Source organism: Kosakonia sp. CFBP8986, from assembly GCF_034044935.1.
GTDB classification, from domain to species: domain Bacteria; phylum Pseudomonadota; class Gammaproteobacteria; order Enterobacterales; family Enterobacteriaceae; genus Kosakonia; species Kosakonia cowanii.
This window is the reverse complement of sequence record NZ_JAXCXB010000020.1, coordinates 1-5057: the sequence shown is the minus strand read 5'-3', so window position 1 is coordinate 5057 and position 5057 is coordinate 1. Positions and strand designations below refer to the sequence as shown.

The 5057-nt window shown below is 53.2% G+C and carries 1 tRNA gene and 2 rRNA genes; all 3 read right to left on the bottom strand.

Annotated elements, in window-relative coordinates:
• Positions 1 to 23: 23 nt before the first annotated feature.
• A 23S ribosomal RNA gene (locus tag SOM48_RS22555) occupies positions 24 to 2929 on the bottom strand.
• A gap of 201 nt (positions 2930 to 3130) precedes the next feature.
• Positions 3131 to 3206, bottom strand: a tRNA-Glu gene (locus SOM48_RS22550).
• Between the two features lie 84 nt (positions 3207 to 3290).
• Positions 3291 to 4832: ribosomal RNA gene (locus tag SOM48_RS22545) — 16S ribosomal RNA — on the bottom strand.
• Together the 16S and 23S rRNA genes with 1 tRNA gene alongside form the textbook arrangement of a ribosomal RNA operon.
• Positions 4833 to 5057 lie beyond the last annotated feature (225 nt).

Below are 5057 nucleotides of genomic sequence, written 5' to 3'. Positions count from 1 at the left end.
CGCCAAAACATCTTCGGCGTTGTAAGGTTAAGCCTCACGGTTCATTAGTACCGGTTAGCTCAACGCATCGCTGCGCTTACACACCCGGCCTATCAACGTCGTCGTCTTCAACGTTCCTTCAGGACTCTCAAGGAGTCAGGGAGAACTCATCTCGGGGCAAGTTTCGTGCTTAGATGCTTTCAGCACTTATCTCTTCCGCATTTAGCTACCGGGCAGTGCCATTGGCATGACAACCCGAACACCAGTGATGCGTCCACTCCGGTCCTCTCGTACTAGGAGCAGCCCCCCTCAATTCTCCAGCGCCCACGGCAGATAGGGACCGAACTGTCTCACGACGTTCTAAACCCAGCTCGCGTACCACTTTAAATGGCGAACAGCCATACCCTTGGGACCTACTTCAGCCCCAGGATGTGATGAGCCGACATCGAGGTGCCAAACACCGCCGTCGATATGAACTCTTGGGCGGTATCAGCCTGTTATCCCCGGAGTACCTTTTATCCGTTGAGCGATGGCCCTTCCATTCAGAACCACCGGATCACTATGACCTGCTTTCGCACCTGCTCGCGCCGTCACGCTCGCAGTCAAGCCAGCTTATGCCATTGCACTAACCTCCTGATGTCCGACCAGGATTAGCTGACCTTCGTGCTCCTCCGTTACGCTTTAGGAGGAGACCGCCCCAGTCAAACTACCCACCAGACACTGTCCGCAACCCGGATCACGGGTCCACGTTAGAACATCAAACATTAAAGGGTGGTATTTCAAGGTTGGCTCCACGCAGACTGGCGTCCACGCTTCAAAGCCTCCCACCTATCCTACACATCAAGGCTCAATGTTCAGTGTCAAGCTATAGTAAAGGTTCACGGGGTCTTTCCGTCTTGCCGCGGGTACACTGCATCTTCACAGCGAGTTCAATTTCACTGAGTCTCGGGTGGAGACAGCCTGGCCATCATTACGCCATTCGTGCAGGTCGGAACTTACCCGACAAGGAATTTCGCTACCTTAGGACCGTTATAGTTACGGCCGCCGTTTACCGGGGCTTCGATCAAGAGCTTCACCTTGCGGTTGACCCCATCAATTAACCTTCCGGCACCGGGCAGGCGTCACACCGTATACGTCCACTTTCGTGTTTGCACAGTGCTGTGTTTTTAATAAACAGTTGCAGCCAGCTGGTATCTTCGACTGGTTTCAGCTCCGTGAGCAAGTCACTTCACCTACGCACCAGCGTGCCTTCTCCCGAAGTTACGGCACCATTTTGCCTAGTTCCTTCACCCGAGTTCTCTCAAGCGCCTTGGTATTCTCTACCTGACCACCTGTGTCGGTTTGGGGTACGATTTCGTGTTACCTGATGCTTAGAGGCTTTTCCTGGAAGCAGGGCATTTGTCACTTCAGCACCGTAGTGCCTCGTCATCACGCCTCAGTGTTAAAGTGAACCGGATTTACCTGGAACACACACCTACACGCTTAAACCGGGACAACCGTCGCCCGGCCGACATAGCCTTCTCCGTCCCCCCTTCGCAGTAACACCAAGTACAGGAATATTAACCTGTTTCCCATCGACTACGCCTTTCGGCCTCGCCTTAGGGGTCGACTCACCCTGCCCCGATTAACGTTGGACAGGAACCCTTGGTCTTCCGGCGAGCGGGCTTTTCACCCGCTTTATCGTTACTTATGTCAGCATTCGCACTTCTGATACCTCCAGCAGCCCTCACAGGCCACCTTCGACGGCTTACAGAACGCTCCCCTACCCAACAACACATAGTGTCGCTGCCGCAGCTTCGGTGCATGGTTTAGCCCCGTTACATCTTCCGCGCAGGCCGACTCGACCAGTGAGCTATTACGCTTTCTTTAAATGATGGCTGCTTCTAAGCCAACATCCTGGCTGTCTGTGCCTTCCCACATCGTTTCCCACTTAACCATGACTTTGGGACCTTAGCTGGCGGTCTGGGTTGTTTCCCTCTTCACGACGGACGTTAGCACCCGCCGTGTGTCTCCCGTGATAACATTCTCCGGTATTCGTAGTTTGCATCGGGTTGGTAAGCCGGGATGGCCCCCTAGCCGAAACAGTGCTCTACCCCCGGAGATGAATTCACGAGGCGCTACCTAAATAGCTTTCGGGGAGAACCAGCTATCTCCCGGTTTGATTGGCCTTTCACCCCCAGCCACAGGTCATCCGCTAATTTTTCAACATTAGTCGGTTCGGTCCTCCAGTTAGTGTTACCCAACCTTCAACCTGCCCATGGCTAGATCACCGGGTTTCGGGTCTATACCCTGCAACTTAACGCCCAGTTAAGACTCGGTTTCCCTGCGGCTCCCCTATACGGTTAACCTTGCTACAGAATATAAGTCGCTGACCCATTATACAAAAGGTACGCAGTCACCCCATAAAGAGGCTCCCACTGCTTGTACGTACACGGTTTCAGGTTCTGTTTCACTCCCCTCGCCGGGGTTCTTTTCGCCTTTCCCTCACGGTACTGGTTCACTATCGGTCAGTCAGGAGTATTTAGCCTTGGAGGATGGTCCCCCCATATTCAGACAGGATACCACGTGTCCCGCCCTACTCATCGAGCTCACAACCTGTGTGCTTTTGTGTACGGGGCTGTCACCCTGTATCGCGCGACTTTCCAGACGCTTCCACTAACACTCAGGCTGATTCAGGCTCTGGGCTGTTCCCCGTTCGCTCGCCGCTACTGGGGGAATCTCGGTTGATTTCTTTTCCTCGGGGTACTTAGATGTTTCAGTTCCCCCGGTTCGCCTCACAGCACTATGTATTCATGCTGTGATAGTGCAACGGATTGCACTGGGTTTCCCCATTCGGACATCGCCGGTTATAACGGTTCATATCACCTTACCGGCGCTTTTCGCAGATTAGCACGTCCTTCATCGCCTCTGACTGCCAGGGCATCCACCGTGTACGCTTAGTCGCTTAACCTCACAACCCGAAGATGTTTCGTAAAACATCCTCAGTTGCGAAAATTTGAGAGACTCACGGAACAATTCGCATTGTTCTGTGTTTCAATTTTCAGCTTGATCCAGATTTTTAAAGAGCAAATATCTCAGACATGACTCGCTGTCAGACAGGAATCAGGTTTGAGATACATCGGCAGGTGACTTTCACTCACAGACCAGCAAGTGGCGTCCCCTAGGGGATTCGAACCCCTGTTACCGCCGTGAAAGGGCGGTGTCCTGGGCCTCTAGACGAAGGGGACACAAAGTCTCACTCGCAAGACGCCTTGCTATTTACTTTTCATCAGACAATCTGTGTGGACACTGCAGGGAAAGGTTCTTTAAGGTAAGGAGGTGATCCAACCGCAGGTTCCCCTACGGTTACCTTGTTACGACTTCACCCCAGTCATGAATCACAAAGTGGTAAGCGCCCTCCCGAAGGTTAAGCTACCTACTTCTTTTGCAACCCACTCCCATGGTGTGACGGGCGGTGTGTACAAGGCCCGGGAACGTATTCACCGTGACATTCTGATTCACGATTACTAGCGATTCCGACTTCATGGAGTCGAGTTGCAGACTCCAATCCGGACTACGACGCACTTTATGAGGTCCGCTGGCTCTCGCGAGATCGCTTCTCTTTGTATGCGCCATTGTAGCACGTGTGTAGCCCTGGTCGTAAGGGCCATGATGACTTGACGTCATCCCCACCTTCCTCCAGTTTATCACTGGCAGTCTCCTTTGAGTTCCCGGCCTAACCGCTGGCAACAAAGGATAAGGGTTGCGCTCGTTGCGGGACTTAACCCAACATTTCACAACACGAGCTGACGACAGCCATGCAGCACCTGTCTCACAGTTCCCGAAGGCACCAATCCATCTCTGGAAAGTTCTGTGGATGTCAAGACCAGGTAAGGTTCTTCGCGTTGCATCGAATTAAACCACATGCTCCACCGCTTGTGCGGGCCCCCGTCAATTCATTTGAGTTTTAACCTTGCGGCCGTACTCCCCAGGCGGTCGACTTAACGCGTTAGCTCCGGAAGCCACGCCTCAAGGGCACAACCTCCAAGTCGACATCGTTTACGGCGTGGACTACCAGGGTATCTAATCCTGTTTGCTCCCCACGCTTTCGCACCTGAGCGTCAGTCTTCGTCCAGGGGGCCGCCTTCGCCACCGGTATTCCTCCAGATCTCTACGCATTTCACCGCTACACCTGGAATTCTACCCCCCTCTACGAGACTCAAGCCTGCCAGTTTCGGATGCAGTTCCCAGGTTGAGCCCGGGGATTTCACATCCGACTTGACAGACCGCCTGCGTGCGCTTTACGCCCAGTAATTCCGATTAACGCTTGCACCCTCCGTATTACCGCGGCTGCTGGCACGGAGTTAGCCGGTGCTTCTTCTGCGGGTAACGTCAATCGACGCGGTTATTAACCGCATCGCCTTCCTCCCCGCTGAAAGTACTTTACAACCCGAAGGCCTTCTTCATACACGCGGCATGGCTGCATCAGGCTTGCGCCCATTGTGCAATATTCCCCACTGCTGCCTCCCGTAGGAGTCTGGACCGTGTCTCAGTTCCAGTGTGGCTGGTCATCCTCTCAGACCAGCTAGGGATCGTCGCCTAGGTGAGCCGTTACCCCACCTACTAGCTAATCCCATCTGGGCACATCTGATGGCAAGAGGCCCGAAGGTCCCCCTCTTTGGTCTTGCGACGTTATGCGGTATTAGCTACCGTTTCCAGTAGTTATCCCCCTCCATCAGGCAGTTTCCCAGACATTACTCACCCGTCCGCCACTCGTCAGCGAAGCAGCAAGCTGCTTCCTGTTACCGTTCGACTTGCATGTGTTAGGCCTGCCGCCAGCGTTCAATCTGAGCCATGATCAAACTCTTCAATTTAAAGTTTGATGCTCATCGAATTAAACCGTAATGAATTACGTGTTCACCCGTGAGACTTGGTATTCATTTAGTGTCCGAGGACATTAAGAATCCATGTCACCTGAGTGCCCACACAGATTGTCTGATAAATTGTTAAAGAGCAGTGCCGCTTCGCTTTTCGCAGCGGCGCGGGGTGTGCATATTACGCTTTCCCGCTGTGAAGTCAACTGATTATTTTCAGAATTC